The organism is Pantoea sp. V106_11 (genome assembly GCF_029967885.1).
GTDB lineage: Bacteria > Pseudomonadota > Gammaproteobacteria > Enterobacterales > Enterobacteriaceae > Pantoea > Pantoea ananatis.
In genome coordinates this window covers 140557-167241 of the sequence record NZ_JASCAK010000022.1, presented here as the reverse complement: position 1 = coordinate 167241, position 26685 = coordinate 140557, and the positions used below count along the sequence as shown (strand labels likewise).

Genomic DNA, 26685 nt, shown 5'->3' with positions numbered 1-26685 from the left:
GACATTAACGAAGCTCTTTATTTGTGCAAAAATCGGTCCATCTTCCTTCACTGTTATCTGACCGGAAATGCTATGGCTGGCGTGAACAAAGCTCAACTGACTGAAACCGACATCGTAACTAAATTTATTCTGCCTGCGGTCAAGAAGGCCGGATGGGATGACATGACGCAAATTCGCCAGGAGGTGAAGTTACGTGATGGCAAGGTAGTTGTGCGGGGTAAACTGGCATCCCGTCAGAAAGTGAAATCAGCAGATATAGTGCTCTACCATAAGCCTGGCTTACCGCTGGCCGTCATTGAAGCGAAAGCAAACAAGCATGAAATTGGAAAAGGGATGCAGCAGGGATTGGGTTATGCCGCCTTGTTAGAGGTTCCTTTCGTCTTTGCCTCCAATGGTGATGGCTTCGTATTTCACGACAAAACGAACCCTGATCAGCTGGAACGAGAAATTACACTTGAAGAGTTCCCAACGCCTGCTGAGTTATGGGAGAAGCTCTGTCTCTGGAAAGGCTATACCGCCGCACAACTGCCTGTGATTACGCAGGACTACTATGAAGACGGCTCCGGTAAATCGCCGCGTTATTATCAGCTTCAGGCAATCAATAAAACGCTTGAGGCTATCTCATCAGGCCAGAACCGTATCTTATTAGTGATGGCAACCGGCACCGGCAAAACCTATACCGCTTTCCAGATTATCTGGCGGTTGTGGAAAGGCAGGCATAAGGAACGCATTCTGTTCCTTGCCGATCGCAACATTCTTGTTGATCAAACCCGCACCAATGATTTCCAGCCTTTTGGTCAGGCAATGACCAAAATCACTGGCCGCACTGTCGATCCCGCTTACGAAATCCATCTGGCGCTGTATCAGGCGATGACAGGAACCGAAGAGCATGAAAAGGCGTATAAGCAGGTTGCGCGTGACTTCTTCGACCTGATCATCATTGACGAATGCCATCGCGGCAGCGCCGCTGAAGACAGCGCCTGGCGCGAGATCTTGGAATATTTTAGTAGTGCGACTCAGGTCGGTTTAACAGCGACGCCGAAAGAGACTCATGAGGTCTCAAATACGGACTATTTCGGTGAGCCGGTCTATACCTATTCTCTTAAACAGGGCATTGAGGATGGATTCCTGGCACCTTATAAAGTGGTACGCGTTGATATCAATGTTGACCTGCAAGGATGGCGTCCAGCGAAAGGGGAAGTCGATAAAAATGGTGAGCTGATCGAAGATCGCATCTACAACCAAAAAGATTTTGATCGCAACTTAGTCATTGATGAACGTACTCAGCTGGTGGCAGAAACCATTACGGATTACCTCAAGCGAACCAACCCCATGGATAAAACCATCGTCTTCTGTAATGACATCCCTCACGCAGAGCGGATGCGGCGTGCCTTGGTGAATCTCAACGCAGCGCAAATGAAAGAAAATGATAAATACATTATGCGTATTACAGGTGATGAGACCGAGGGGAAAAACCAGCTGGATAACTTTATCAATCCGAAGAAGCCCTACCCGGTTATCACCGTCACATCAGAACTGATGACTACGGGTGTAGATGCCAAAACCTGTAAGCTGGTTGTGCTTGAACAAAACATCCAGTCGATGACCAAATTTAAGCAGATCATCGGACGTGGCACGCGTATTGATGAACGCTACAACAAGTTGTGGTTCACCATTCTGGATTTCCGAAAAGCCACCGAACTGTTTGCAGATGAACGCTTTGATGGCTTGCCGGTGAAAGTCATAAACACCACAAAAGATGAGGTCGCCGATCCAGAGTCAGATTTTGATGAGCAACTGGAAGATAATGCATCGGGTGAAGATGGCCAAACAGGCCATGCAGAAGAACCATCGCCGGATTATCCCTCGGGTGCTCCAACAGAACCCGAACCTGATGGCGCACTACCTGAAACAGACGAAGAACGACGCAGGAAGTTTTACGTTAAAGGCGTTGCTGTTAACGTGTTATCTAAACGCGTTCAGTATTATGACGCTGACGGTAAGCTGGTTACCGAATCATTTCAGGATTACACCCGTCGTACGCTGATGAAAGAGTATGCATCCTTAAACGATTTTGTTCAGCGCTGGCAAAGTGCTGAACGTAAACAGGCCATTATCGAAGAGCTGGAACAGCAGGGCATTATCTGGGATGTGCTGACGGAAGAGGTGGGCAAAGAGCTGGATCCCTTCGATATGCTTTGCCATGTCGTGTACGGCCAGCCGCCGCTCACCCGCCGTGAACGCGCCGATAACGTGCGTAAGCGTAACTACTTCACCAAATACTCTGAGTCGGCTCAGACCGTCTTGAGCAACCTGCTCGATAAATACGCCGATGCGGGCGTAAAGGAAATCGAAGATATTCAGGTACTGAAGCTGCGACCTTTTGATACCATGGGCCGCCCTTTGGAGATCATCAAAAAGAACTTTGGTGACAAGGAAAGCTACATGAGTGCCGTGAGTGAACTGGAAAACGAAATCTACGAACTCCCTCCTCGCTCGGCCTGATTCCCTTCCAATGTCTGTCACCGTAGCGACCGCTCGGTGGCAGACTTTTTTATTACGGAAATTGCAACAAACATGTCTATCAGTTCAGTTATCAAATCCTTACAGGACATTATGCGTAAAGACGCCGGTGTGGACGGCGATGCGCAACGTCTGGGTCAGCTTTCATGGCTGTTGTTTTTGAGAATTTTCGACACTCAGGAAGAAGAGCTGGAAGCCATAATGGATGCAGAAGAATATCGTCTGCCGGTTCCCGCACGTTATCTGTGGCGCAACTGGGCGGCTGATGCAGAAGGCATAACGGGCGACGCGCTGCTTGAGTTCGTCAATGACGATCTCTTCCCTGCCCTGAAAAACCTGCCTGCACCTCGTGATAAAAATCCTCGTGGATTTGTGGTGCGGGAAGCTTTCAGCGATGCCTATAACTATATGAAAAACGGCACGCTGCTGCGTCAGGTGATCAACAAACTGAATGAGATCAATTTCGGCGACAGCAACGAACGCCATCTGTTTGGCGATATCTACGAACAGATTCTGCGCGATCTGCAAAGCGCCGGTAACGCTGGTGAGTTTTATACACCACGCGCCGTTACCCGCTTTATGGTTAACCGTATCGACCCCAGACTGGGCGAGCGCGTGATTGACCCTGCCTGCGGCACTGGCGGATTTCTGGCTTGCACGGTTGACCATATTAAAGCCAACTACGTTCACAGCACCGATGATCATCAAACGCTACAGAAGCAGATTCATGGTGTAGAGAAAAAGCAGCTCCCGCACCTGCTTTGTACTACCAATATGCTGCTACACGGTATTGAAGTTCCGGTACAGATTCGCCATGACAATACGTTAAGCAAACCACTATCTTCATGGGATGAGCAGTTCGATGTGATTGTTACCAACCCGCCATTTGGCGGCACCGAAGAAGATGGCATCGAGAAAAACTTCCCCTCTGAAATGCAAACGCGCGAAACTGCAGACCTCTTCCTGCAGTTGATTGTGGAAGTGCTGGCGGATAAAGGACGCGCCGCTGTCGTTCTTCCGGATGGCACGCTATTTGGTGAAGGTGTTAAAACCAAAATCAAAAAGCTGCTGACAGAAGAGTGCAACCTGCACACCATCGTACGTCTGCCGAATGGCGTGTTTAATCCCTATACCGGCATCAAAACTAACCTGCTATTTTTCACCAAAGGCCAGCCGACACAGGATATCTGGTTCTATGAACATCCCTATCCTGAAGGCGTGAAAAACTACAGCAAAACTCGTCCGATGAAGTTTGAAGAATTTCAGGCAGAAATTGACTGGTGGGGCGATGAAGCGGACGGCTTTGCCAGCCGTGTTGAAAACGAACACGCCTGGAAAGTCAGCATTGAAGATGTTATTGCACGTAAATTCAACCTTGATATTAAGAATCCACATCAGGCAGAAGCAGTCAGCCATGATCCCGATAAGCTGCTGGCGCAGTATCGGCAGCAGCAAACCGAAATCAACCAGCTGCGCCACCAGCTACGCGATATCCTCGGTGCCGCGCTTGCGGGCAAGGAGGTCAACTGATGTCTTTTGAACAACTGATCACCCAACATATCGATACCTGGACTTCTGCCTTGCAGACACGTTCAACGGCGGGACGCGGCAGCAACGGCAAGATTGACCTTTATGGCATTAAAAAGCTGCGTGAGTTGATTCTGGAGCTGGCGGTGCGCGGCAAACTGGTGCCGCAGGATCCGAATGATGAACCGGCATCTGAGTTGCTGAAACGGATTGCCGATGAAAAAGCCGAGCTGGTGAAGCAGGGGAAGATTAAGAAACAGAAGCCTTTGCCGGAAATCGATGAGGATGATAAGCCGTTTGGATTACCGGTGGGTTGGGAGTGGGTAAGATTAGGCGACTTATCTAGTAAAATCACAGATGGAGTTCATCATACGCCAAAATATATTGATAATGGCGTTGCATTTATTTCAGTCAAAGATATCAATGGGGATAGTATATCCTTCGATAATTGTAAATATATCTCTCAAGAACAACACGATGAAATAAATGCAAGATGTAACCCTGAGGAAAGGGATTTATTAATATGCAGAATTGGCACATTAGGAAGAGTAACCCTTGTAAATACAAACAGGCCTTTTAGTCTTTTTGTAAGTGTCGGCCTGATAAAACCTGTATCAACTTTAGTAAACACAACTTATTTACATAGGTTATTTTACAGCCCGTGCATGCTTTCACAATTAGAGAATATTAAAGTTGGTGGGAGTCATACAAACAAACTAAATCTAAGCGACATTCCAAACTTACTAATTCCTTTCCCATCCATAGCTGAACAAATTCGCATCGTAGACAAACTTAAAGATCTCATGTCCCTCTGCGACCAACTGGAACAGCAATCTCTGACCAGTCTGGACGCACATTCCCAGCTGGTTGAAGCGTTACTGGCGACACTCACCAATAGCCAGAACGCAGAAGAGTTAGCTGAAAACTGGGCGCGAATCAGTCAGCATTTCGACACGCTGTTTACCACCGAAGCCAGCATTGATGCTCTTAAGCAAACCATTCTGCAACTGGCGGTTATGGGCAAACTGGTGCCGCAGGATCCGAGTGATGAGCCCGCATCCGAACTGCTTAAACGTATTGAGCAGGAAAAAGCGCAGCTGGTGAAAGAAGGTAAAATAAAAAAACAAAAACCTTTGCCACCAGTGAGTGACGAGGAAAAGCCTTTTGAGTTGCCGGAGGGGTGGGAGTGGTGTAAGTTACAAAGAATTACATCTAAAATAACGGATGGTGATCATAAAACTCCACCACGAATCAATGAAGGCTATAAACTATTATCAGCTAAAAATGTTCGTGATGGATATATTGATTATGATAATTGCGACCATATTGCCGAAGTGGATTACCTAAAATCAAGAGAGAGATGTCTCCCTGAAATTGGCGATCTTTTAATTGTATCCGTTGGAGGGACAATCGGGCGCAGTGCTTTGATAAAAAACAACGCTGACTTTGCATTAGTTAGAAGCGTAGCAATTATAAAGCCCCTACTCTTTGACTCTAGCTATCTTAAATTCTCAATGGATTCATTTTTATTGCAAAAAGCAATTCACGAAAACAAAAGAGGTGGAGCACAACCTTGTTTATACCTCTCGGAAATATCAAATTTTATTTTCCCTATGCCACCTAAGAATGAGCAACACAGAATCGTTTCAAAAGTCGAACATCTTTTTTCAATCTGCGATCACCTCAAATCTTGCCTGCAATCCACCCAGCAAACCCAGCTCCACCTGGCGGATGCACTCACTGACGCAGCATTAAGCTAAGGAACAGACGATGCCGGTTCATCACGCTATCTGGCGGGTGGGGGATAAACCTCAGCCGCTGACCATCAGCAAGCTGGCCAGTGAGAGTTTGCTGGAAAGAATGATTTTAAACGATCCAACCATTCTTTCAGACCAGTGGATGATTATCGGGCATCAGGAAAATACGCTCGATAAGGGACGTATTGATCTGCTGGCAATAGCGCCTGATGCCTCGCTAATCCTGATAGAGCTGAAACGCGACCGCACACCGCGCGAGGTAGTCGCTCAGGCGCTGGATTACGCTTCATGGGTAGATGATTTAACCGCAGACCGCCTGTCACAAATTTATGAAAAATTCTCTGGCGGCGGTAATCTGGGTGACGCCTTTAAGCAACGTTTCAACACTGAGTTAGAAGAAGAGTCTATTAACCAGTCGCATCAAATCATTATCGTAGCGGCGGAACTGGATCCGTCCACCGAACGCATTGTCGACTATCTAAGCAAAAATGGTATCTCTATTAACGTGCTGTTCTTCAAAGTCTTTCAGCACGGGGATGAACAGTTTTTAAGTCGCGCTTGGCTTCTCGATCCCAGCGAGACACAAACTAACGCTGCTCAGGCCACGGCAGGTACGAGTGCTCAATCAAAAGAACCCTGGAACGGAGAGTTCTATGTCTCGTTCGGTGACTCAAATAGTCGTAACTGGGAAGAGGCGCGCCGTTACGGGTTTATCAGTGCCGGTGGCGGAAGCTGGTACAGCCAGACCTTAAAACAGCTTCAGCCCGGTCAACGCGTCTGGGTTAACCTCCCAAAAACAGGTTATGTAGGCGTCGGTATTGTGCAAAGTGCTGTTGAGCCAGCCAGCAGCTTTACAATCAATACTGAGGCCGGCGAAAAACTCGCGATGGACGTGCTTAAGCACGGGAATCTTTATCGCGATAACTCAGGTGATCCCGACAAATCTGAGTATTTTGTTTCAGTGAAGTGGCTTGAAACCCGTAGTGAACAGGATGCAGTAAATGAACTTGGATTCTTCGGTAATCAAAATACCGTTTGTAAACCGACAACGCCAAAGTGGCGACACACTGTTGAAAGATTGAAAAATCACTTCAGAAACTGGAATACTAACGAGTAGAATTTTCCGGCATTCAGGCGAATGAATTTTAATAAGGATTATAACAATGCGTAAAATCCTCCACTCCGAATACCCGTTCCGGCGGTCACACGAAGGTGTGGCTGCCCCGACGGTATATTCGGGGATTACCCATGCATACAAGAAATCGAGCGTTTCGTCGCCATCATATGAAAAGGCTCAAAACTAAACGCGGTCGCTATAATAATACGGCTTACAGCTGGCCTGAAGGCGCGACTATCGTCAATATCGGTAAAGCTTATCATACGCCATGCCTCTGTTCATGCTGGATGTGTGGACATCAGCGTTTTCATCACGGAATGAACATGCAAGAAGTGAGAGCAAGAGCCAGGTACCAGGATTAAGCAGATTAGCCCACCTCAATGGTGGGCTACCTCCCGGCAAACACCCTCTGATAAACCATCTTGTAAGCTCATCTCCCACCCACTACAAACCCGATAAGCACAATGAGGACCTCACAATGCAAAGTCGAGCCACCAGCGCCAAAATCACCAAACAACAAATTTACCGCTCCGTTGCCAGCTCAACGGCTATTGAAACGGGTGAAGCTGTGCAGAAAATTGAGCAAAATCTTAAGCAGTATCAAGCTAAAGCAAAAGCTATCGGTTTAGCTCGCTAATTTGGCAAAAAATCGTCAACAAGCTGTATCATCGGCATATAGTTGTCAGTGATTTCGGCCTGAATAGCCTTTAAAACGCTTTATGCCCGTCAAAAAGACTGTAAACCAGTATCTGCGTGAACTGATAACACATCAAATTCTGCTTCATCGGTAATGCCCAGTCTATTCAACAATACGCTATCCGACGAACCAGGCTGGTAAATGCTCTTCAAAGAATTGAGACTATATTTAGCTAATTCTCATCCTCTCCGGAATAAATTCACTACGTTGCTGGTGGCCTGCTCAATATGATTGACCCTGTTTTCCCACTGTTCTAATGCCCTTCTTTTCTCTACAAGATAATCATAACGGTCATAATGCTTCGAGCTGACATCCTGTAATGCATGGTTTTGAATACGGTCGCGTAACTCTTTCGAGACACCGATTTCGCCCATCAGCGTTTTGCAGGTCCGCCGCAAATCCCTCGCAACAAACACCGGATTGTCAGGAAAATGTTCACGATAATAGATGATTGCCTGCGCAAAGCTGTCAGTTCGTAGATGCTTACCTACATCCAATCGCTGCGGGAAAATATACGGGCTATCATTAACGTTCTCGCTCTTCAGCCTTTCCAGAATTTCTATAGATGAATCCGTTAATGGCACCAAATGGTCGCGCTTGTTCTTTGAGACGTCAGCAACTATCAACAGTGTTTTCTCTTCCCAGTTCACGGCATCCCACCGACTGGAAGCCAGTTCATGCGGGCGCTGACCACCAGCGTAAACACATAAATTAAGCAGCAAGCTCACCGTGCTGCCAACGCTTGGCGTTTTGGGAAAGTCACCCATCAGCTGTTGCAGCTCATTCAACTTCAGCCAGTTGGTTCCCGCTTTCTCTGCAGCCGACTGCTTAGGGATGACGCTCACCGGGTTCATCTCAAGCCCAAACATCACGTTCTGCTGGTGGTTGGCCGGATCATTATCCGCTTTAAGACCATAGTTGAACGCTGCCATCAGATAAGAACGGACACGGTTAGCCTCAACGCTCGCGCCGCGCTGAATTATGGCAGACAGAATCTGTTTGATATGTAGCGGTGTGACTTCGTTAGCTTTCGTATCTTTTGCAATAAAGGAATAGGTTTCCTTCTCAAGGCGGTACAGCACCTGCTGCCATGTCCGCTTACCATCTTCCCGCATTTTGTTGGTGTAGCCCTGAATAAGCTGCTCGATACTGCCCTTTAACCGTTCGGCACGTTTTTGCTTTTCCAGTGCAATTTCCTGTTCAGCCTTTTCGACCTTAGGGTTCTTCCCCTCCTTCAGCGTACCGGCATAACCTTTAGCAAGCTGACGAGCTTGGGCTAAAGACATCTCAGGATAACGACCCAGCTGAATGAAGTGGCGCTTAGCATCCCAGTAGTATCGATAGTAGAAAACCCGCTGCCCGGATGGCTCAACTTTAACGCCCAGACGCCCGGCTCCGCGTTCACCACTTTTGTCCCATACCTGATAAGCCGAGTCGCGAGCTTTCAGGCCGCGCATCATTGAGTCCGTTAGATTGTCTGCCAAAAGAGAGTCCTTACGAGAATTTTATCGCCGTTTTCTGGGTGATGTAGCAGGTGACGTAAGGATGATACTGAAAGGAAAAACCCGGAACAACATGAAACGAAGATATAACCATAACCTAATGTTTTGTATTAATTAAAAGACAAAAATGGTTAAAGTTGGAAAATGATGAAACAAGCTATTCATATGACTCATAATCGCTTGGTCGCTGGTTCAAACCCAGCAGGGGCCACCAGATTTAGTGATGAAAATCATGCAGTTAAGCCACCTCGCAAGGGTGGCTTTTTTGTTTTCAGAATTCGTCATTGGTCGTAAAATACCAGATATAGATCTTCTCAAACGGCCGAGACGGCAAAATGATTCGCCGCCAGTTTGCGATGAAGGGCTAAGCATAGTCCTTTGAAAAGTTCGCAAAATAGCAGGCTTAGGACAAGTCCTGGCTGGGAGAGAAGGCAGATAAGCAGCAAACCATAATGGCTTTTGCCTGCGAGGCAATGGGAAACCCACTCGCAACCGATTTTAACGCAAAAATTTTTGCTTCTTATCGTGAGCAGCGATTACGCGGCAAAATTACCTGCTCCAACCGAGTGAAGACGGTTACGCCGCGCACAGTAAATTGAGAACTGGCGTATTTCAGAGCAATTTTTAACGAGTTGCGCCGGTTAGATGAATGGACCACGCCAAATCCGCTTGAGAACGTACGAGTGTTTAAGATTAGTGAATCAGAGATGGCGTATCTCACTATTGAGGAAATTAGAACCCTCCTCGCCGAATGTGAGAACAGCCGATCTAAAGATCTGACGACCATTGTGAAAATCTGCCTGGCAACTGGCGCACGATGGAGTGAAGCTGAAGGCTTGAAGGGGAACCAAATCCGCGCCGGTCAGATCATCTACGTTAAAACTAAAGGCAAGAAAAACCGAGCGGTGCCGATAACTGAAAAATTACAGGCTGAACTGCCATCGAGCAGGAAAGCGCAGTTGCTCTTTAAACCATGCTATTCAGCCTTTAGAAAGGCTATGCAACGCGCCGGCATCGAGACACCTGCTGGGCAGCTGACGCATGTTTTACGACACACCTTCGCGTCTCATTTCATGATGAACGTCTCGTACTTCAGCGGATATTGGGGCATACAGATATTAAGGTGACGATGCGATATGCGCACTTGGCACCGGATCATTTGTCTGAGGCCTTGAGGCTTAATCCCTTGAGTATAATGGACTAAAGAAGATGTTAATGGACAACAAAAAATATCAATACAACTTGTACGAAATTCTTTGCCTAATGACATATGGTGAAGCATTTGAAGCTTATCGTGTTGATGACTACGACAAAGAGATTACTGAATGGGCTGAGAGGGAAATCATAGCAGGAAATGATTCAGAAACCGTTTTAATTCTCGCCTCTCTAAACTTAGATAAAAAACCTGATCAGTATGAGGTAAAATATTACCTTTCAGCTTATATGCGCCAAGAAGGTATTTTCATGCCGAATCTTAGCGAAAGCTCTGTTGTATGGTTAAGAATTAAAACTTGGTTTTTACTTCATGTTGAATCTGTCGCCGAAATCGGACTCAGATTACACCAAATTCCTGTGTTCCCACTGAGTTCTAATTTTCTTTTATCTAGCAAAATCACTTGGCAATACTATCATTTATACGAAGAATTGTTTGAAGACTGGGGACCAGATTATCCTGCCAAAGCGTCTAAAATGAGCGAGCCAGAAATAATTAACTACATAAAGGACAGATTAAAACCGTTTTATCGAATCCTTACCAATAAAGATTGGGTTGACTTATTATCTGGAAACTATCGCAATTCTCCTAAGGTACGTAAACAGGAAATAAATTGATGGGCGTTGAATTTCATATAACAAGAGCAGAGTTTTGGGCTGAAAACGATGATAATCAAATCAGTTCTGATGAATGGTTAAATATCATAAATAACGATCCCGAACTTAGTCTTTCCCCAAGAAATGGAGAGTTTAACGCCATATGGAATGGGGATGGTTCGGACGGAGAAGACTGGCTTGATTGGTCTAAAGGTAACATTTATACCAAATGGCCACCAACTCCTCTCTATCGGAAAATGCTCCAAATTTCTCAGGAGCTGAACGCGAAGGTGATGGATGATGATGGCACGTTATACGAGACTCCAAACGCTTGGCAATTCGATCCAGAAAACAGGGAAACCACGGCTTCTGCTAACTCTCAAAATGGCAGCAAAGTGGCAGCAGAGCGCAACGCTATTCAACGCTTTCTGTTGCTATTCGGTCTAAAGAAAAGATAAAGATCAGTAAGTTACTGATTTCACTCACTTCAAATTGGGACCTCATAATCACTTGCTCACTGACTTAAGTCTAACGAAAATGAAGCTTGTAAGGTTAGCCAAAATTTCAAAATGACTTGCTGGGGTAACATTCAATTTTTTTCGCTTACATCGATAAACAGGTTGCAGCAAAATACGATATTACTGTGAGGAATTTAAAATGATAGATATAAACCCTGTATTTAGAATTAAACCCACTTACTATATCTTACATAAAGATAAGCAACGATACTGACCCAGGCAAAGAAAAACCCCATAGGATAAAATGGAACAAATCGCACAATAAAATAAGCGCCAACAGCACTGGCTATAATCGGTATAAGATAGAAAAAAGATTGCATTAACCATACAATAAAAGCTTCATTTACTCAAACTCCATAAAAGCCTCAGCTATTTTATCAAAGTTGTAATGGCCACATTAAAAAATTCACAATAGCGAAATTTAGCTTTTTCCATTTACTACACATATAATTAACTCAACATTTCACCCACAAATTTATCCCTTCGGCTCAATTCCCCTTGCCTTTAATGCCTCCCTCGCCAGATTCTTCAACCAGTTTGCTAAACTAATTCCTTCTTCAGTTGCAACCTCATTGAGCTGTTTTTTCAAGGCAGGATCAATGCGCATTTGAAATTGTGGGGACTTGCCTCGACCTTTTGGTTTTTTTTCACGCATTATGATTGACATGTATTGACCTATTCCCTCATTTTAATCCTTTAAAAGACCACACTAACACGAGGCCTTTTATGAGAGCAACGCCCCGGCAGTGATGCAACACATACCGGAGCGTTTAACCACAACGTTCAGTGTTAAGGAACAACGCTATGGCTAATACCGATAGTAACACAACCGCCCATCATCAAATCGTGGACATTCAGCCAGTTATCGAATCTGCGATCTCAAACCTCTTGAAAACGCCGCTCGGCACCACGCACGATCTCTTTCAGGTGCTGGATACGTGCGTGCGCTATGTCGATGCCCTGGTGGAATGTAACGAGCTCGCAGCTCGCATGGCGCTATGCGGTCGCCTGCTTGCTGCACTGGAAGTCCTGAGGGTTCTGTTGGACCAGCCACTGCCAGAACACCTGATTGAGCGCCTCACAGTGGATAAAGTTGAGCATAAAGCCTGTCGAAGCGGCGGTTCGATTGATTCAGAAGAGATGCGGCAATATTGCAGCGCGTTAACGTTAGTATTGCTGAATCAGCAGGCCCCGGCAGACTTGCAAAAACATATCACGGGCTTGTTATTCCAGATGGTTAACATCATGGCTGATGACTTAACCGCGCCGCGCTTTTTGCGAACAGAGTCGGGGCTGGTGATGATAGAGAGCAAATTTACACATATCGTTCACTGATTTTGGCCCCTTCCCTTCTTCCGCAGGGAAGAAGGGAATTCTCATGCAAAATTTAAAATATCACTGTTGACTCACTCTCAGTGCCAAAATGCTTTATAACCCTGAGTTTTCTTCTGCCGAAAATACCGCCACAATTCATCTCCATTCACTGGACATATATTTTGTCGTGCTGACACTCCTGAAATCTTTTCATTCCCGTACAGTTATTGCCATTGTCCCCAAGGGCCCGCGCCCTACCCGCCGTACAGTTATTAACAGAACTCCAAGGGCCCGCGCCCTACCCGCCGTACAGTTATTAACAGAACTCCCAGAGGCCGCTGTCGCGCCCTTAAACATCAACGGCGCGCGGGCCTTCAGCCTCATCTCTCAGCGATCCTATCCAGGCCGCAGCCATAAAAAAACCCGCTTTCGCGGGTTGGGCTTACAGCAGCTGCGGTGAGGGGTTATTGCTGCCTTTTGCCATCATCGGCACCGTATTGATCTGCGCCGGTTCGACGATAATCCCGGACACGCTCTCCAGGGTTTTAAAGGTACAACTGCAGTTAATGTTCTGGCACTGGTGATAACGTTCTTTCGTCTCTTTCGAAACGTAGCGACTGCTTTTCGTATGGGCGGCGGTCTGACATTTTGGGCAATGCATCATGGTGGTTCTCCTCTCTGGCATACAACAACATTAGCCAAAGACTAAACAAAAAGCAACTTAAATTAGACTTAATCTAACCAGCCTGTTTTTCCACTAAGACGTAATCCACGTTTTCAACCATCAGCTCCAGGTTCAACAAGGTGGTAAATCCACTTTTATCGATGGTATGCACGATATTGGTAATCAGCCATTTTTGATTATCGATGACCGATTTAAAACCCTGGGCTTTGACCGGCGTTTCAGGAATCAGCTTTGCAGCGCCCAGTGCCAGTAGGATCTTCAACGTAGCCCGGTTACGTTGCAGATCCTGCCACTTCGCTTTAGCCGCCTCCTCTGCTTCCTCCTGGCTACTGAAGTGCGTATTCAGTAAGAACAGCTTCTTATTGCTGCCAAAAACATAGGTTTTTCCCGGGTCTTGTTGCCCGATTGTGGGGATATTTTTGGCCGCCGGATGGACAGGGTTCACCGCCGGTGTTGCTGGCGGTATCGTGTTGACGGTTATCCCTTTCTGCTGCGCCTTTTTCTGATCGTACCATTTTGCTTCAACGCCACTGTAATCGTCGCGCTTAAACAATTTGTACTCATACTTATCGCCATCCTGTCGGTTCAGATTCAGGAGTGGAATCGGCTTTCCGCTCACGGTCACGCCCTGCCCGGGGGGAAAGAACAGTAGCGTCTTATCTTTTATTGCCGCCACCGCGCCAACCAGCATAGCCAGCCGGGTAATGAACGTGCCGTCCGTTTCCTGCGTCTGATCGATATGCTTAATCTTTTTTTTGGCTATCTCCGGCCGCACGTCGGAGGTAAGTCCGTTACGTTTCGCGATTTTGTCCACAACCTCGCCAACCGTCATGTCTGGATATGAATCAGTGATTTTAACATCGAGCGAACCGCTAAAATCGGCGCTTCGGGCGACAACCGTTATCGTGTCCGGCGCGCCCTGGTAGGTGACCTGATCAATGATGTAGGAGCCTTTATCTGCAAGCGGCTGCCCCTTCCAGCCTATCTCTAAGACTATTTTCGCGCCAAAGGGCGGCATGACCAACTGGCCGTCACTGTCGTCGAGCACCAGGTCCAGCTGATCGACCTCCAGGCCGCGGTTGTCCGTTAACTTCAGAGAAATCAGCCGTGGGCGAATATCTTCCGTTTTATCTTTCGTCTCAATTTTGATAGTAAAGTCCGGCGTAGGCGCGACGCGCAGGGGCACTGGAATCGGGACGATATCGCTCATCTCAGCGCCCTCCATTCAGCGCAGAAGTGGCGCTATTGATGACAGAGCCGACCCGTTGCGCTGCGTCGCTGACCCGGTTTTGCAGTTCTTCCGCCTGCCTTTTTAAGTCCCCGAACATACTGGTTAGTGAATCGTCTACCCGCATCAGGTTGAGGGTAAAGCCTATCTTGCGCGCGCTGCCGTCGCTGTAGAACTCCGTATGCGTGGCCGAGAAATCCGTCACAACAAACATGCCGTAAATAATGCCATTGCCGCCAATCAGCGGCCACGCCAGCCCTTCATCGGCCATAGTCTTCAGCGCCAGCAGTGTGACATTGCCGCCGGTGATTTCAGGCCGGAGTTCGCCAGACAGCTTGATTTTATCGTCGCCGCCGCCCAAAAACTGGGTCGACTCACGACGCCCCACGCGGCTGTTTTTCGCCCAGCGATAGGTAATGTCATGCTGTAAATTGTCGAAGGGAAGGGTTTGCCGTACAAACGGCATCATGCCTAATATCATCATCATGGTTAATTAATCCAGACTAAACATGGAGTTATAGCTATGGTCAGACGTGGACCACGGCGATGCAGTGGAATACTGCGCAACGGCCTGTCCAATCGCCTGAGGCTCACCTGTCGCATAGATATTGTTGGTGACCGTGTGCTGACGGTTATCCACGTTTGAATTGTTAACCGAGGGCAAAGGCTGATTGAGCGTGCTGTTCAGGCTGGCGCGCGATGCAGCCGGACGGGCATCCGCGTTATCCTCATCCTCTTCATCCTGCTCGCGCATTTTGGGCGGAGGCAGCTTGTCTTTCACCTTGTCAGATTTCTCATCGATGATGCCAAGCTTGCCCAGCACCCAGTCAATGCCGCCTCGCAGCTGATTCAGGGCTTCACCGGGTAATTTGAGTGCCGTCGCCAGCATATTGCCGAAGCGCTGTCCCATCTCACCTGCCGAGGCCAGTTCCTGCTGAGAAAACTTCACGGGTTCCAGCAGCTTTGAGAACCAGGCCCCCAGCTCGGACACTTTATTGCTGAACCACTCAAATACCGGCTTCAGCGGCGCGAACGCGTCGCTTATCGGCCCCATCGCCGCACTGAAGCCCTGAGCGATGCCGCTGATAAAGGCGCTAATCGGTTCCCAGTACTGATAAACCAGCATGGCCCCCGCCGCGATAGCGGCACCAAGCACCACCACCGGCAGCGTGATCGCTCCCAGCGTGGCCGTAATCGCGCCGCCGATGATGGCAAATGCACCGCCCAGCAGCTCTACGCCCGCCATGATGGTGCTCAGCCCGCTAATGACCGGCCAGGCAATGTTCCCGACGCTGGCCAGGGAATCCACCAAGGTCAGCCCACCGGCCGCCAGCGTCAGCAGGCTGTCAGAAAGTTGAGGATTGATATTCATGACGCCGGTCAGAACGGACTGAACGGATAAGCCGTCCTGACTGATAGCTTGCAGGTTAGTATCCACAGAGGCATCTGCTGCAGGCGGCTGGGCAGCGGGCGCCTGAGAGAGCTGATCCAGCCGGCCACTGGCCGCGCCCTTCATCAATGCTGCGGCAGGTGCGGCGCCCTGTTCACCAAATATTGCCTGCAGATAAGTGGCCTGCTGGGCAGCGTCGAGCTTGTTTTTCTCAAACGCCGCCTGCACCTGGCTGAGCACCGCGAAAATGGGCTGACTGTTGCCCTGGTCGTCAGCGGTTTGCACATTCAACGCTTTAAGCGCGCTTTCTGCGCTGGCATCAGGCGCCTGAACGTGCGTTAACATCGCACTGGCGCCGGCGCCTGCCTGGCTGCCCGTTATACCGTTTTCCGCCAGCACGCCCATCATGGCCGCAGTCTGGCCAACGCTTACACCGGCGTCCTTCGCGGCTGGCCCTACGGCGACCATCGCCGTCTTAAGTGCGGCAAAATCGGTTGTTTTATTGGCAAAGGTCGATGAGAGCACGTCGCCTAACTGACCAACCTGGTCATCTGCAATGCCGAACGCGTTTTTAATATTGAGCACCAAAGACGCGCTTTCTTGCATGCTACGTTGCGTCGCGTTTGCAAGGTTAGCTACTGCCGGTGCTGCAGCTTTTGCCTCACCCGATGAGCCACCCGATTGCGTAATCGCCGCGCGGGCTTGCACAACCTCATTTGCAGGTGACAGATAATCGATAACTTTGCGGCCCTTCTCGACAAAGTCTTTGGCTTTCGAACTGGCGCTTTGTACGTTATCTGCCAGCGCCATGCCCGCACGGTAACGTTCACGGGTGCGGTTGAGTTTGTCCTGACGCTGATTTAGCAGATTCATGGACTCACCCTGCGCATTGAGGGTGGATGTCGTGCGCTCTGTTTGTTGATTTAGCTTCTGGCGCTCGCTGCTCAACCGGCGCGTGGAAATTCCCGCCTCGTTCAGGGACTGGCGCTGATCCTGCACTGACTGACGCAGTTGAAGGTTTTTTTGCTGCAGCGCGTTAGCCGACTGACGCAGCTTATCCAGCGCCTGGGTTTGTTCCGCGGTAGGGTTTTGAGTGTTTTTAAGTTGAATGGCAAGTGCCGCTGCTTCTGCCCGGGTATTTTTAAGATTTTGTTGGGTCAGCGTCAGTTCTTTGCGGGTTTCACGGAACCCTTCAATCTGCGCGGATTTGGCATTGAGCTCGTCCAGGCGATCCTGCGTTTCCTGGATATCCGCAGACAGCTTTTCGGTTTCTTTACGTACGGCATTGAACGGGCGCGTAGCCCGATCAACCGCTTCCAGCAGCACTTGCAGCTTGAGCGTGTTACTCATCTGAGGTTACTCCACTGCGGATCATCACTCTATGCCGCCAGTCGAGTAACTCTTCCAGCGACATGGGATACATTTCTGAGGGTGGCCAGTGAAAAACGCTGGCAATATCGGCCATCAGGTCATTGACCGTCAGATCGCGGGGCCAGCTTACGCGGCCGATTTCGCTGACAAAAAACCAATCACCTTGCCGCCCAGGGCAATCAGGTCAACTGGGTCCAGTGCGTTGCACTCTGCTTTGGTCAGCGAAGGCATGGTGATGCGGGGCAGCACCATCAACAGGGCATCCACATCGGACGAGGCCAGATCAGCCAGCCGCACACCGCGCAGCGCGCCGGCGGTCGGTTTCACCAGCTCAACCTGAGCGATCACCACATCGCCACGTGAAATCGGGCTTTCCAGCACCACCAGGTTTTCTTTCAGTTCTGGCTTATCAAGCTGTTCCATTTTTTCTCCATCCCAATCAAGAGGGGCCAGCGCAGGACGCGCCGGCCGTTGTTATTACACCAGGCCGAGGTTTTTACGGCGCTGTTCCAGACGATCGACGCCGTTGACCTTCTCCACCATGTTGACGGTGTCGATTTCGATCAGCTCTTTGCCATTCCAGGTCAGTTTGAAATAGGTGTTTTTACTGGTGATTTTGGTTTCGGTGTTTTCGCCCTGTTTGGCTTCACCGAAGTCAAAGGACTGGTGCTTACCGCGTACTTCGATTTCCACGGCGATTTCTTCGCCGGTGTCATCACGCTGATAAGAACCGGTGAAACGCAACGGTACGTTCGCCATCGCGCCCCACTGGCTTAATACCAGCTCATCCATCCCGCCCAGCGTCCACTCCATATCGAGTGCCGCATCGTCCAGGCCGTTATCAATGAATGCCGCACCGTTCATACCGCCAGCGCGGTAGGTATCCAGCTTGCGTGACAGCTTCGGCAGCGTAACTGCGGTGACGATGCCCTGATAGCTGTTTGAATCGTTGAAGAGGTTCAACCCCTTGAGTTTACGTGGCAGTGCCATTTATCCGGCTCCTTAGCTGTTTACGGATGCGGCGAAGTTCGCCAGATAGGTATCGGTGATGCGCTGACGCAGGGTCAGATCTTCCAGCGGCGGCACCGGCGTGTAGTCGTAATCGATAAACAGTTTGCCCGCCTTCAGGCTCTCTTTATCGTTGGCGCTTTCGTCGTACCAGCAGTTGGCGCCCAGCAGATAACCGGCACTGACCAGCTCACGGAACTTGGCATTGATACCGGCGATGATTTCGCGTACCAGTACTGGCGTCAGCGGTTTGTCGTTGGCCCACATGTGCGCTTCCGCCATGGTATCGGCCAGCACCTGCGCTGAACGGGTGTAGTTTTCAAAGGCAAAAAGTGGATCATCGCTGCAGGTGCGGTTGCCCCAGAAACGGAAACCGTCCTTACGAATCAGCGTGGTCACACACTTTTCGTTCAGCAGATCGGCATCGGTGCCGGTCTGTTGCAGATCCCAGAAAACATCTGCAGAGATACCCGTCACGCCATTGACGCCCACGTTAGACAGGGTTTTATGCCAGCCGGTGTCGTTGTCAATTTTGGCGCGCAGGCCCAGCGCACGTGCGGTGGCATAAGCCATTTCAGATTTATTGGTTGCCGTGTTCCAGGCAATAAAATCTGGCCAGATCACCATCAGCTCGCGCTGGCTGAAGTTTTCGCGGTACTTCATGGCGTCAGAGATGGTTTTGCTGTTCCAGGCGGACACGTAGGCAAAGCCACGCAGCTGCTGGGCAATGCTGGCCAGCGCTGTCGCCACTTCCAGCGAATCCAGACCCGGCACGCCAAGAATGCGCGGTTTAACACCCAGCTGCGTTTGCGCGCTGAGCAGCGCCTTCATGCCGGTGTATTTACCGTTCGCATCCGTCGAGCCAATCAGGTTAGAGGTGGTTTCAGCCTGGCTCGCGCCTTCTGCTACGCGAACCACGACGGTTACCGGCTTCGCCTGGTCAGCAATCGCCTGCAGCGCGGCTGCTAACGTGCCTTTGGTGCCGGCTTTACCGATAGCTGCCTGCACGTTGGTCAGCAGAACAGGTGTGTTAAGAGGAAATGCCGTTGCATCAGCATCTTCTGCGGTGCAGATCATGCCAACAATGGCGGTTGAAACTGTTGAAATGGTGCGTGTACCGTCATTGACTTCGACGACGCGGACACCGTGATGAAAATCAGACATCTGTAGCACTCCGTGTTGTGGGTGTGCTCAGAGTGTCAGGTCAGTGAAAAGGATGCATGCGATTGCGGTTTGCTGGCATATGACTAAACAGCACTTGAACTAATCGCAATTATTGTGAAGGATTCTCAGCGCCAGACAGCGCACGAAAAAAAATAACCCATTGTAAATATTAAACTTAATGACTCATCGATTCTTTTTAACTGAAGTTTTTATGAGGTTCGCTTTTCATGATATATCCAAGCGTATGAACAGGGGCACAGGGGAAATAAAGAACAGGATTTGACTTTACTGTAAATGGTTCAGCTGGAGCCAAAACTTAAGGTCTGGGAAGTGATGAGTGAAACCGTTAATTGTAATGAAGTGATACGCCGCGCGATAAATTCATCCGTTAATGACTGATGAAGGATATCGCCGCAGCGTAGTAGATGCAGAGCGAAGAATGTCATCCTGCTCAACCAGCTCTCAAATTTCCAGCATGCTACTCTGGTGCTTGAGGCCAGTCGGGTTTGGCTGTATCCACGCGGTTAAGCATTACCCGATATTTTTTCCAGGAAAGTAAACGGGCTTTTTCTTCATCAGTGGCCATCTCTAAGTCTGCGGCATCCTGAAGCGGCGCAACGACTTTAGATGCTGCGACAAGTCGCTTAGCTTTTTCAGCTTCTGCAAAAGCCGTCAGCTCTTGCTCCGTATAAATCCGCTCTACAATGCCCTTACCGTCAAACACCCAACCACCGGTATTATCGGCAAGACGGTTTTGCTCCGTATTTTCAATCTCCGTTACGCTAAGCCCATCAGGAAATAAAGAGGATACATCGGTAAAATTGTTCGCAATAGCCGCGACAATCCCTTTTTCACGATACGCAATTTTGATAGTGTCTGGCGAAAACAATTTCTGACTTTCATACCATTCATTACCGTCTTCATCGAACAAAAACCATGCACCGCCCTGTGCCAGCGCTTTCTGCTGCTCGGTTCTGGGTTCACCACGTTTAAAGTTTTTAAGATTCATCATTATGAGCGTCCCACCGTTATCCATTGACCACTTCTGTAATACTGGATATAGCTCCAGAAAAGCCCTTCTGCGGAATAATCAGCATCACCATTGGTAAAACCGGTTAATACGGTATTCGCATTGCGATAATCCGTGATGCCGTTAGCACCGACCTGGTGCTCTGCTGTTAAGCGTATATCGGTAACCCTGTTAGCCTGGCCATCGTTAGCTTTATTCCATGCATCATTAGCTGTATTACGGACAGCGTTTAGCTGATCACTTAGCCAACCGCCCCACGCAGCACCATAAACATTGCCGTCTGTATTTAAAAATGCGGCGCCAGCGTAGACCTGACCGGGAGATCTTAGATTGCCGGTATGCGGCTCAAACGACCACGCCTGTGATGTACCATCATCACCTATGACGTGGATACAACCATTAGCAAAATGGCCGTCACCCAACGTCAGTGCACCAAAACTGACTGACGTCCCATACCCTAACCCTTCAGTTTGTATGAGGCCTTTAACGATGGGGGAGTAGTAGCTGTTGCCTCTGGGCGCGGCATATCCAAATGGCTTAACGAATGGCGCTCTCGGATCTTTATATTGGTCAGCATAAGCACCGGATGCAGGCCAGTTGGCATTCTGTGTAGCGTAATGTTCCGCACCATCAAGATACGCTACAGACCCGCCAGCTGCCGGAACGGCCCCCACCTGTGCTGGAGTCGGCGGATTTTTTTCATAGAACATCGCACCTAAAGGAAAATCATCAATCTGGCCGAGAAGTTTTTGGCTATCCCATCCCAAAATGACTTTGTTCATTCCCTCTGCGGCCATCGCATCACCGCCACCGGCTTGAACAGCATTGATATCGCGGGCTGTGGGCTTATTACCTGTATGATAAAATTCATACCAGGCGTTCCACTCCTTGTTGTCGCCATTTCGCCCGCGGAAAGCAATACGGTTTCCTGTCTGATATTTCGCGGACATCTGTACATGGTAATCCTCTCCAAGCCCGGCATAGCTCAGCAAAGATCCATCAAAGCCAGGGGAGTTTTTAGCAGAGGCATAAACAAAACTGACCGCATTCGCCGGTAAGTCATTCGCATCTTTATAGGTAAACCCATCTACTGCGCTAGCTGCTATTGAGCGAACTGCAATTGCACCACCATTAACCAGCACATGTCCTGCAGTAACATCGTCTTTGGATGTTTGCACATCGCTTAATGCTGCCGTGCCTAACTTAAGATTTTGCCTCGCTAATGCTTTATCTGGCAAATCAGCCAGATTCTGCTCTTTAAGTAAGTACTGATCATGAGGATTGGCTGCATCGACGTGCTTTTTCATCACGTCATCCGTATAGGCCTTCACCTCGATAACTTTGTCATCGACATACTGACGCGTTGCTAACACAACCGAAGGATCAATCTTTAGCGTAACGGAACTGGGACTATTTACGATCAGAATCATGCGCACGGTCTGAGTACGACCGCTGCCTTCCTGCAGCTTTGGCTTGTAAGTTTCCGCGCAGTTCGCGACGGCAACCATCGTGCCGTCGTCGTCATACAGGGCAATCTCGCGGATCCAGAAGCCACCCTCGTCCTCTGGAATAATCTGTTCAGCAATAATATGGTTGCTGTTAGCGGTATCTGTTTTCAGCGTATTCAGTGCGGCACGGCGCTTTTCGCTAATCAATTTGGTCTGCGCGGGGTCCGGTGTTGGCAGGCTGCCTCCACCATCGCCCAAAGCCATTTCGGTAATCTTCAGTTGAGTACCCTGGGATGCGGCATTGGCTAGCTTTGCCGCGCCCTGATTGGTCAGTAGGGCAAAATATTTCGTTGTCATGCTCTCACTTCCGTCAGATCATTAAGATGGACCGCTGCACGGTGTAACCTGAACCGCCTGCGGTGTTGATTAAGGTATAAAGGGATAAACGGTTAATTCGTCACCGCTATAGCTGGCGACAGTCACAGGTAAAGAACCCGTTGAATCAAGATTGATAGACAATCCAATCAAATGTCGGCTAACCGGTTTTGCATCAGCAATTAACCGCTCAAGCTCGTTGTACATTGCCTCATCAATCCCGGCTTCCTGCACGCCAACATCGATGCGAAAGGTGCCCGGAACCCCATCGTTTTGCCACCATTCGGTGAAACGGATCAGGTAGCCAATCGGCTCCACCACACGACGCAGCGACCCAATCGTCCCTTTGTGTTTATGGATATATTCCGATGCAGCAACCACGCTGCGTTTCGTGCTTTCGCTCCAGCCCGAATCCCAACGATCCACCGACCAAGCCCAGGCCAGGTAAGGCAGTAGCTCCACCGGACAGGTCTGCGAATTCCATAACTGGCGCAAAGGAACAGGAATGGATTCCAGCGTTGCGCAAGCTTCAGCCGCGGCAACTTCCAGGGCTGATGAACCCGTTGGCAGCAGGCGTTTACTCATCGGAACCTCCTACCGTGATCTGGTAGCCGGTGCAGAACGCTGCCTGGGTTTTATCCAGCACCACATCGGCCACCGGCTGGGCCAGTTCGACGCGCTGTACACCTTCTACATGTAGCGCGGCATACAGCGCAGACTTGCGAATATCGCGCCCTAAACGTGCCTGGGTGTTTACAAATGCCTTGAGCTTCTCCTCGGCTGCGGCACGGATGGGCTCCGCCTCGGGACCGGGATACAAATACAGCGTGGCGTCAACGCGGTAATCCACAATCTGTGCCGACTGGACGGTGACCCGATCGGCAACCGGACGAACATCTTCATCATTTAGCGCGACATTCACGATCGCCAGCAGGTCGCTGCCCGCCGCACCGTTGCCTTCGCGGGACAGCACGGTAATCGTGACGCTGGCGGGAGAGGGACTGATAGCCGAAGCATCGGCTACGCGGCCATCGGCGCTGCGTGCATGAAATTCGTAAGCACCGGACGGCCCCGCAACACTCAGCCCTTCAAACGCGGCGGCAATGCGGGCGCGGAAGTCTTCATCCCGCTCCACTACCGCCTCAACGGGCGGCGTAGCGCTGGTATCCGCCGGCGTCAGCACCAGCCGCGTCACGCCGTTGTTGGCGCCCAGTTGATCCAGATCGCTGCCGTTGGCCCAGGCCACCATCACCGCCTTGGCCGCCTCGTTGATGCGCTGACGCAAAATGACTTCCCGGTAGGCGTTCTCCTGCAGGAGTTTCACCAGCGGGTCGGACTCCAGCGCCAGAACACGGGCAACCGATGCCTGCTCGTCTGCAGGATAGAGCGAAATCAAGGTGGCTTTACGTTCGGCAAGCAGCGTTTCATAGTCCAGCGTTTCCACCACGTTTGGCGCAGGCAGCTGGCTCAGGTCGATAGTAGGCATGATTCAACTCACAGGGACGGTTAACGAAAAATCCTGCGCGGTGTCCGCACGGTTGCCGGTGATTTCCACCACCATCCCGCCGTCAAACGCAGATTCAAAATTAATGGCAGTCAGGCTGATGCGCGGCTCCCACTGCAGGATCGCCATATAACAGGCCGACATGATTTGCAGGCGCAACCTGTCGTTCTGCGGCTGGTCAATTAGCGCCGACAACAGTGAACCGTAGTTACGGCGCATCACCCGCGATCCCAGCGGCGTCGTCAGAATGTCACGGACGGACTGGCGGATATGCTCCAGCTCAACGAGGGTTACGCCTGTTTCGCGGCTCATGCCGGTGTAGCGTGCTGTTGTCATAATGGTGCTCCTGTGGTGCCACCGCTGTCGCCCGGATGCTGGTGCGTATGCAGCACTTTGCCGTTGGAGGCGAAGCTGCCGCCGCTGTGCGACACATCGCCCTTCATGGTGCCGCCCTGGGTCACTTCCAGCGTGGCGGTTTTCAGTAACGTGGTGCACTCCACCTCTGGCGTATCCAGCAGGATTTTGACAGCCGCCTTGATCGTCGCCGTCTGAATCCCTTCGGCTTTCAGCGCGCCGGTTGCAGGCTCGTATTCAATGACCGCACCATCGGGAAAAGAGTAGTGCAGCGCATCGGCAGAGGCCGAGGGCGCCGGGCTGGCGTCAGAGAACACGCCGGGTAACACGAAGCCGCTGTTCAGCTCACCGCCCAGGCTTATGATCAGCACCTGCTCGCCTGGCGACGGCGCATTCCATGAACGGGTTCTTCCCGCCCGGGCACTTAGCCAGTGCAGCCAGTCAGTGGTGTTATCGCCGGTTTTTACCCGGCAGGTTCCCGCCTCCAGATTGATGGCGGCAACGGTGCCAATGCGGACCATGTTGCGCAGCAAGCGCTTGATTTCTAATATTTGCTCGTTCATGGCATTAGTTTCTCGTTGCAGGAGAAAAGCGGCAATCGAATGCCGTTTACCCAGGGATGGCTAAACAGCGCGTCAGCGGATAAGGGTTATCGCTATGTTTTCCATTCGCTGACCAGCTTGCCTTTGATGTACAACTGCCAGGGGCGCTCAACATTTTCCGGCATAGCCGGTTCTGGCAGATGCGTGATGTGTAATGCGCCGTTCTGCTGCTCAACCCAGACGCGTTCGGTCAGTTGCAGAGTGATATTCACCTTACTGCGCCCATCGCCGGTTGCCTCAAGGGTGAAGGTAAAGCCGGTGCGACGTTTCTCATCCGAAACCATGATGTCGGGCTGGTTTTCCCGAAGCCATGTCAGCAGGGGAACCATGATCAGATCGATATCCTCTGCGTAGTCAGTAATCGTGACGGCCAGCTGGAAGTGGTATTCAAACGACAGCGAGCTGGCCAGCGTGGAAACCAGGTTTCCGGACTGAATCGCTATCGTCAGGTTGTCAGGATTTTGCTGAAGCAGCGGAACGCTGTTTATCAGCACCTGGCGTAGTTGGGTCGCTTTCAACATCATGCTGCTCCTGGCACGCTTTAATCATCTCAATCTGCAACCCGCACGATGCGAGCGCAGCCTCTAACTGGCGGTTATCCGCCGCCAAATCACCCTGCGTCTGCAGGTTGTTTTCCGGAATGGGGCAACTTGTCACGCGTGGACAACCAGTCCAGATAATCTCGGGCATTGCTGAAGGCCGGACGGCTGTGCAGCCGGATAACGTCAGCAGGCAAAGCAGCAGCGCTCCAGGCACGTAAAGCGGGATTGGCATCGGTTTCTCTTCTGATAATGGTTTCACGATGGAGCGCCTGCGCGCTGGACTGGTTCTGAAGCAGCCGCAGCGCCGCCTCACGTTTTCGGCTAGCCTGGATATCCGCATCGAGTTGGGCCAGCGCCTTGTCCCGGCTGCTGACGTCAGCCGTCAGCGTACTCACCCTGCGCAGTGCCTCATCCCGTTGATGAATCATCACGCTAAGGCGCCAGCCGGTTAAGCCCAGGGCAATAAGCAAAATGGCGATCGCCAGTGCAACCAGTCGCATCATGCCGCTCCTTTTAAACACCACGCCATTTCGCGCTGACGACGGTTATCCAGGCCCGGGTTGTAGGTGCCTTTGACATATACCCAGCGCTTAAGCTGCAGGCAAGCATCGTGCCAGCGGCCGCTGTTGATCAATCCCGCCAGCGTTGAGTGACAGGCGGCGTGCACGCCAACGTTAAAACCGAATGACACCACCGCGTCATAAACCTGGAATGGCATTTCACGTGGCATGCACTGGTCGATCCCGCGTTCAACGCGCATCACGTCGTAAACCAGGTTAACTGCGGCCTGGCGCTCGTTCACCACGCTGGTCGGGGTAACACCTTGCGTGTGACCAATGCCGTTGGTCCAGACGCCGGCGCTGCACTGATAGGGCGAGGTGCGGCAGCCTTCTGCATCGGCAATCAGCTTCAGGCCGGCTTCAGAGGTTTTCAGCATGTTGATTTGCGGTAGCAACGCGGCCAGGGCCAGTACGGCCGCCACGGCGCAACGTTTAGCGGTCTGGCTCAAAGTTAAGCCCCTGTAAGTTGCGCTGCTGTAGCTCGTAAGTTTTGCGACGGTAGTGCCAGTTGATAAAAAACGTCGCAACGTTGGTGCACATGGTCAAAACGGCGACGCCAGAGCCAACCATAAAGGCGATATCCTGCGGTGTGTGACGTCCAAACCACATCAGGACGATCCCGATGAGGTAATTAATCAGAGAACTGATTTTTTCCATTGG

The 26685-nt window shown here is 50.3% G+C and carries 28 protein-coding genes, 1 tRNA gene and 2 pseudogenes; 10 read left to right on the top strand and 21 right to left on the bottom strand.

From position 1 onward, the window contains the following. Nucleotides 1-72: 72 nt before the first annotated feature. The 5 genes from QLG08_RS05880 to QLG08_RS05860 all read left to right on the top strand — a co-directional run bounded on the left by QLG08_RS05880 (nt 73) and on the right by QLG08_RS05860 (nt 7561). On the top strand, nt 73-2505 hold the full coding sequence (locus tag QLG08_RS05880) for a DEAD/DEAH box helicase family protein (protein ID WP_282472836.1): 2433 nt from the start codon (nt 73-75) through the stop codon (nt 2503-2505). Nucleotides 2506-2577: 72 nt separating this feature from the next. Beyond that, a complete protein-coding gene (locus QLG08_RS05875) occupies nt 2578-4053 on the top strand; it encodes a type I restriction-modification system subunit M (RefSeq protein ID WP_033778044.1) in 1476 nt (491 codons plus the stop codon). Continuing rightward, the gene (locus tag QLG08_RS05870) at nt 4053-5810 is read left to right on the top strand and encodes a restriction endonuclease subunit S (protein ID WP_028723604.1); all 1758 of its coding nucleotides are present in this window, start codon (nt 4053-4055) and stop codon (nt 5808-5810) included. Before QLG08_RS05875 ends, QLG08_RS05870 begins: the two co-directional genes overlap by 1 nt. A 10-nt stretch (nt 5811-5820) precedes the next feature. Beyond that, the gene (locus QLG08_RS05865) at nt 5821-6924 is read left to right on the top strand and encodes a nuclease (protein ID WP_028723605.1); all 1104 of its coding nucleotides are present in this window, start codon (nt 5821-5823) and stop codon (nt 6922-6924) included. 478 nt (nt 6925-7402) lie between these two features. Further along, entirely contained in the window at nt 7403-7561 is a 159-nt protein-coding gene (locus QLG08_RS05860) for a hypothetical protein (protein ID WP_155301447.1), read from the top strand. Nucleotides 7562-7800: 239 nt separating this feature from the next. Here the strand turns inward: QLG08_RS05860 and QLG08_RS05855 are convergent, their stop codons facing one another. Beyond that, nucleotides 7801-9105: a site-specific integrase gene (locus QLG08_RS05855; protein WP_028723607.1), complete on the bottom strand. Its 1305-nt coding sequence runs from the start codon at nt 9103-9105 to the stop codon at nt 7801-7803. Nucleotides 9106-9252: 147 nt separating this feature from the next. On the opposite strand from QLG08_RS05855, the gene QLG08_RS05850 reads away from it, so the two are divergent. The 4 genes and pseudogenes from QLG08_RS05850 (at nt 9253) to QLG08_RS05835 (ending at nt 11390) form a co-directional block, all read left to right on the top strand. Continuing rightward, a tRNA-Met gene (locus QLG08_RS05850) sits at nt 9253-9337 on the top strand. A 94-nt stretch (nt 9338-9431) separates the two neighbouring features. Beyond that, nucleotides 9432-10327, top strand: a pseudogene (locus tag QLG08_RS05845) (tyrosine-type recombinase/integrase). Nucleotides 10328-10338: 11 nt separating this feature from the next. Next, entirely contained in the window at nt 10339-10953 is a 615-nt protein-coding gene (locus QLG08_RS05840) for a hypothetical protein (RefSeq protein ID WP_282472835.1), read from the top strand. After that, nucleotides 10953-11390 carry a hypothetical protein gene (locus tag QLG08_RS05835; protein WP_070099681.1) on the top strand — a complete coding sequence of 146 codons (438 nt, stop codon included), beginning with the start codon at nt 10953-10955 and terminating at the stop codon, nt 11388-11390. The genes QLG08_RS05840 and QLG08_RS05835 overlap by 1 nt, the downstream gene beginning before the upstream one ends. A 535-nt stretch (nt 11391-11925) precedes the next feature. Here QLG08_RS05835 and QLG08_RS05830 read toward each other — a convergent pair. Beyond that, nucleotides 11926-12117: a toxin-antitoxin system HicB family antitoxin gene (locus QLG08_RS05830; RefSeq protein ID WP_024471092.1), complete on the bottom strand. Its 192-nt coding sequence runs from the start codon at nt 12115-12117 to the stop codon at nt 11926-11928. A gap of 137 nt (nt 12118-12254) precedes the next feature. Here QLG08_RS05830 and QLG08_RS05825 point away from each other — a divergent pair, with 137 nt between their 5' ends. Further along, nucleotides 12255-12785: a hypothetical protein gene (locus tag QLG08_RS05825; RefSeq protein WP_014594647.1), complete on the top strand. Its 531-nt coding sequence runs from the start codon at nt 12255-12257 to the stop codon at nt 12783-12785. Nucleotides 12786-13206: 421 nt separating this feature from the next. Here QLG08_RS05825 and QLG08_RS05820 read toward each other — a convergent pair whose 3' ends face one another. The 19 genes and pseudogenes from QLG08_RS05820 to QLG08_RS05730 all read right to left on the bottom strand — a co-directional run bounded on the left by QLG08_RS05820 (nt 13207) and on the right by QLG08_RS05730 (nt 26682). After that, nucleotides 13207-13428: an ogr/Delta-like zinc finger family protein gene (locus QLG08_RS05820; RefSeq protein WP_014604972.1), complete on the bottom strand. Its 222-nt coding sequence runs from the start codon at nt 13426-13428 to the stop codon at nt 13207-13209. A gap of 73 nt (nt 13429-13501) precedes the next feature. After that, nucleotides 13502-14659, bottom strand: a complete 1158-nt coding sequence (locus tag QLG08_RS05815) for a contractile injection system protein, VgrG/Pvc8 family (protein WP_029570678.1) — start codon at nt 14657-14659, stop codon at nt 13502-13504. 1 nt (nt 14660) lies between these two features. Next, the gene (locus tag QLG08_RS05810) at nt 14661-15164 is read right to left on the bottom strand and encodes a phage tail protein (protein WP_013027266.1); all 504 of its coding nucleotides are present in this window, start codon (nt 15162-15164) and stop codon (nt 14661-14663) included. A gap of 6 nt (nt 15165-15170) precedes the next feature. Further along, complete coding sequence (locus QLG08_RS05805; RefSeq protein ID WP_282472834.1) at nt 15171-17417, bottom strand: phage tail tape measure protein; 2247 nt, start codon at nt 17415-17417, stop codon at nt 15171-15173. Beyond that, the gene (locus QLG08_RS05800; RefSeq protein ID WP_013027268.1) at nt 17410-17532 is read right to left on the bottom strand and encodes a GpE family phage tail protein; all 123 of its coding nucleotides are present in this window, start codon (nt 17530-17532) and stop codon (nt 17410-17412) included. Before QLG08_RS05800 ends, QLG08_RS05805 begins: the two co-directional genes overlap by 8 nt. Nucleotides 17533-17564: 32 nt before the next feature. Further along, on the bottom strand, nt 17565-17861 hold the full coding sequence (locus tag QLG08_RS05795) for a phage tail assembly protein (RefSeq protein WP_013027270.1): 297 nt from the start codon (nt 17859-17861) through the stop codon (nt 17565-17567). Nucleotides 17862-17915: 54 nt separating this feature from the next. Continuing rightward, nucleotides 17916-18428, bottom strand: coding sequence for a phage major tail tube protein (locus QLG08_RS05790; protein WP_013027271.1), 513 nt, complete (start codon nt 18426-18428; stop codon nt 17916-17918). A gap of 12 nt (nt 18429-18440) precedes the next feature. Further along, nucleotides 18441-19610 carry a phage tail sheath protein gene (locus QLG08_RS05785; RefSeq protein ID WP_014594650.1) on the bottom strand — a complete coding sequence of 390 codons (1170 nt, stop codon included), beginning with the start codon at nt 19608-19610 and terminating at the stop codon, nt 18441-18443. 478 nt (nt 19611-20088) lie between these two features. Further along, nucleotides 20089-20622, bottom strand: coding sequence for a tail fiber assembly protein (locus QLG08_RS05780; protein WP_014604968.1), 534 nt, complete (start codon nt 20620-20622; stop codon nt 20089-20091). Nucleotides 20623-21905: 1283 nt separating this feature from the next. Then, nucleotides 21906-22445, bottom strand: a pseudogene (locus tag QLG08_RS05775) (phage tail protein); the annotation flags it as partial. Between the two features lie 69 nt (nt 22446-22514). Beyond that, entirely contained in the window at nt 22515-23048 is a 534-nt protein-coding gene (locus tag QLG08_RS05770) for a phage tail protein I (RefSeq protein WP_161610995.1), read from the bottom strand. Beyond that, the gene (locus QLG08_RS05765) at nt 23041-23949 is read right to left on the bottom strand and encodes a baseplate assembly protein (RefSeq protein WP_161610996.1); all 909 of its coding nucleotides are present in this window, start codon (nt 23947-23949) and stop codon (nt 23041-23043) included. The genes QLG08_RS05770 and QLG08_RS05765 overlap by 8 nt, the downstream gene beginning before the upstream one ends. A gap of 3 nt (nt 23950-23952) precedes the next feature. Beyond that, on the bottom strand, nt 23953-24303 hold the full coding sequence (locus QLG08_RS05760) for a GPW/gp25 family protein (protein ID WP_013027278.1): 351 nt from the start codon (nt 24301-24303) through the stop codon (nt 23953-23955). Further along, on the bottom strand, nt 24300-24884 hold the full coding sequence (locus tag QLG08_RS05755) for a phage baseplate assembly protein V (RefSeq protein WP_013027279.1): 585 nt from the start codon (nt 24882-24884) through the stop codon (nt 24300-24302). The genes QLG08_RS05760 and QLG08_RS05755 overlap by 4 nt, the downstream gene beginning before the upstream one ends. 92 nt (nt 24885-24976) lie before the next feature. Next, nucleotides 24977-25447, bottom strand: coding sequence for a phage tail protein (locus QLG08_RS05750; protein WP_014594656.1), 471 nt, complete (start codon nt 25445-25447; stop codon nt 24977-24979). Further along, on the bottom strand, nt 25377-25652 hold the full coding sequence (gene lysC, locus QLG08_RS05745; protein WP_227008744.1) for an Rz1-like lysis system protein LysC: 276 nt from the start codon (nt 25650-25652) through the stop codon (nt 25377-25379). The genes QLG08_RS05750 and lysC overlap by 71 nt, the downstream gene beginning before the upstream one ends. Further along, nucleotides 25534-25968 (bottom strand): Rz-like lysis system protein LysB, encoded by a 435-nt coding sequence (gene lysB / locus QLG08_RS05740; RefSeq protein ID WP_282472833.1) that lies wholly within the window; start codon nt 25966-25968, stop codon nt 25534-25536. The genes lysC and lysB overlap by 119 nt, the downstream gene beginning before the upstream one ends. Next, entirely contained in the window at nt 25965-26474 is a 510-nt protein-coding gene (locus tag QLG08_RS05735; RefSeq protein ID WP_014604963.1) for a lysozyme, read from the bottom strand. Before QLG08_RS05735 ends, lysB begins: the two co-directional genes overlap by 4 nt. Beyond that, entirely contained in the window at nt 26458-26682 is a 225-nt protein-coding gene (locus tag QLG08_RS05730) for an HP1 family phage holin (protein WP_014604962.1), read from the bottom strand. Before QLG08_RS05730 ends, QLG08_RS05735 begins: the two co-directional genes overlap by 17 nt. Nucleotides 26683-26685: the final 3 nt, after the last annotated feature.

Excerpts from the sequence above, each read along its gene's own strand:
- QLG08_RS05760 (WP_013027278.1), bottom strand. The coding sequence starts at position 24,303 with ATGACAACAGCACGCTACACCGGCATGAGCCGCGAAACAGGCGTAACC.
- QLG08_RS05770 (WP_161610995.1), bottom strand. The coding sequence starts at position 23,048 with ATGAGTAAACGCCTGCTGCCAACGGGTTCATCAGCCCTGGAAGTTGCC.
- QLG08_RS05880 (WP_282472836.1), top strand. The coding sequence starts at position 73 with ATGGCTGGCGTGAACAAAGCTCAACTGACTGAAACCGACATCGTAACT.
- QLG08_RS05810 (WP_013027266.1), bottom strand. The coding sequence starts at position 15,164 with ATGATGATGATATTAGGCATGATGCCGTTTGTACGGCAAACCCTTCCC.
- QLG08_RS05755 (WP_013027279.1), bottom strand. The coding sequence starts at position 24,884 with ATGAACGAGCAAATATTAGAAATCAAGCGCTTGCTGCGCAACATGGTC.
- lysB (WP_282472833.1), bottom strand. The coding sequence starts at position 25,968 with ATGATGCGACTGGTTGCACTGGCGATCGCCATTTTGCTTATTGCCCTG.
- QLG08_RS05800 (WP_013027268.1), bottom strand. The coding sequence starts at position 17,532 with ATGGCCGATATTGCCAGCGTTTTTCACTGGCCACCCTCAGAAATGTAT.
- QLG08_RS05790 (WP_013027271.1), bottom strand. The coding sequence starts at position 18,428 with ATGGCACTGCCACGTAAACTCAAGGGGTTGAACCTCTTCAACGATTCA.
- QLG08_RS05795 (WP_013027270.1), bottom strand. The coding sequence starts at position 17,861 with ATGGAACAGCTTGATAAGCCAGAACTGAAAGAAAACCTGGTGGTGCTG.
- QLG08_RS05835 (WP_070099681.1), top strand. The coding sequence starts at position 10,953 with ATGGGCGTTGAATTTCATATAACAAGAGCAGAGTTTTGGGCTGAAAAC.
- QLG08_RS05820 (WP_014604972.1), bottom strand. The coding sequence starts at position 13,428 with ATGATGCATTGCCCAAAATGTCAGACCGCCGCCCATACGAAAAGCAGT.
- QLG08_RS05750 (WP_014594656.1), bottom strand. The coding sequence starts at position 25,447 with ATGATGTTGAAAGCGACCCAACTACGCCAGGTGCTGATAAACAGCGTT.
- QLG08_RS05860 (WP_155301447.1), top strand. The coding sequence starts at position 7,403 with ATGCAAAGTCGAGCCACCAGCGCCAAAATCACCAAACAACAAATTTAC.
- QLG08_RS05875 (WP_033778044.1), top strand. The coding sequence starts at position 2,578 with ATGTCTATCAGTTCAGTTATCAAATCCTTACAGGACATTATGCGTAAA.
- QLG08_RS05840 (WP_282472835.1), top strand. The coding sequence starts at position 10,339 with ATGGACAACAAAAAATATCAATACAACTTGTACGAAATTCTTTGCCTA.
- QLG08_RS05870 (WP_028723604.1), top strand. The coding sequence starts at position 4,053 with ATGTCTTTTGAACAACTGATCACCCAACATATCGATACCTGGACTTCT.
- QLG08_RS05780 (WP_014604968.1), bottom strand. The coding sequence starts at position 20,622 with ATGATGAATCTTAAAAACTTTAAACGTGGTGAACCCAGAACCGAGCAG.
- QLG08_RS05865 (WP_028723605.1), top strand. The coding sequence starts at position 5,821 with ATGCCGGTTCATCACGCTATCTGGCGGGTGGGGGATAAACCTCAGCCG.
- QLG08_RS05825 (WP_014594647.1), top strand. The coding sequence starts at position 12,255 with ATGGCTAATACCGATAGTAACACAACCGCCCATCATCAAATCGTGGAC.
- QLG08_RS05765 (WP_161610996.1), bottom strand. The coding sequence starts at position 23,949 with ATGCCTACTATCGACCTGAGCCAGCTGCCTGCGCCAAACGTGGTGGAA.
- QLG08_RS05805 (WP_282472834.1), bottom strand. The coding sequence starts at position 17,417 with ATGAGTAACACGCTCAAGCTGCAAGTGCTGCTGGAAGCGGTTGATCGG.
- QLG08_RS05785 (WP_014594650.1), bottom strand. The coding sequence starts at position 19,610 with ATGTCTGATTTTCATCACGGTGTCCGCGTCGTCGAAGTCAATGACGGT.
- QLG08_RS05815 (WP_029570678.1), bottom strand. The coding sequence starts at position 14,659 with ATGAGCGATATCGTCCCGATTCCAGTGCCCCTGCGCGTCGCGCCTACG.
- QLG08_RS05830 (WP_024471092.1), bottom strand. The coding sequence starts at position 12,117 with ATGTCAATCATAATGCGTGAAAAAAAACCAAAAGGTCGAGGCAAGTCC.
- QLG08_RS05730 (WP_014604962.1), bottom strand. The coding sequence starts at position 26,682 with ATGGAAAAAATCAGTTCTCTGATTAATTACCTCATCGGGATCGTCCTG.